Source organism: Arthrobacter sp. Y3223164 (genome assembly GCF_059091005.1).
In genome coordinates this window covers 1-569 of record NZ_JBNHGF010000794.1, presented here as the reverse complement: position 1 = coordinate 569, position 569 = coordinate 1, and the positions used below count along the sequence as shown (strand labels likewise).

At 75.4% G+C, this 569-nt stretch carries 1 pseudogene; it reads right to left on the bottom strand.

Going from position 1 to position 569, the window contains the following annotated elements:
• A pseudogene (locus tag AC5RUJ_RS18060) lies at positions 1–569 on the bottom strand (hypothetical protein); the annotation flags it as partial.

Sequence of the window (569 nt, the reverse complement as noted above, 5' to 3'; positions counted from 1 at the left end):
CCAGCCCCAGCTGCGCCGCGACGCGGAGTGTGCGGCTGACGTCGGGCTCCTGCAGCACCAGCTTGAACATCGGCACGGCGTCGTCGGCCCGCCCCATCTCGGCCAGCACATGGGCCGCGAAGAGTTCGGCGTTGCCGGCCGAGGCTGCGTCGTCGGCAGCGGAGTAGAGGTCCGCCGCCTGCAGCGCCGCCGAGACCGCCCCGGTGCCGTCCTCCAGCGCCCACAGCCCCCTCGCCCGCGTGTCGCTGTAGTCCGCCTCGTACCACCGGGCCCCGTAGAGGTGCGCCAGCCGGATTGCCTCGTCCAAGACAGTGAGCCCGTCCGGGTCGCCGGCCTCGCACAGGGCATGTCCGAGGGCATGCAGGGCCTGCGGCAGCGCGGCGTCGTCGTCCTCGGCCTTGCGGGCCGCGGCCACCGCCGCCTCGAAGCAGACCAGCGCGTCCGTGTCGCGGTCCTCGCGGGAGAGCAGCGTGCCGGTCGCCAGCAGGCCGCGGGCCGCCTCGCCGAACCCGCCGCCGTGGCTGAATTCGGCCACCGCCCGGCGCCAGCAGTCCAGGGCGTCGGCGGTC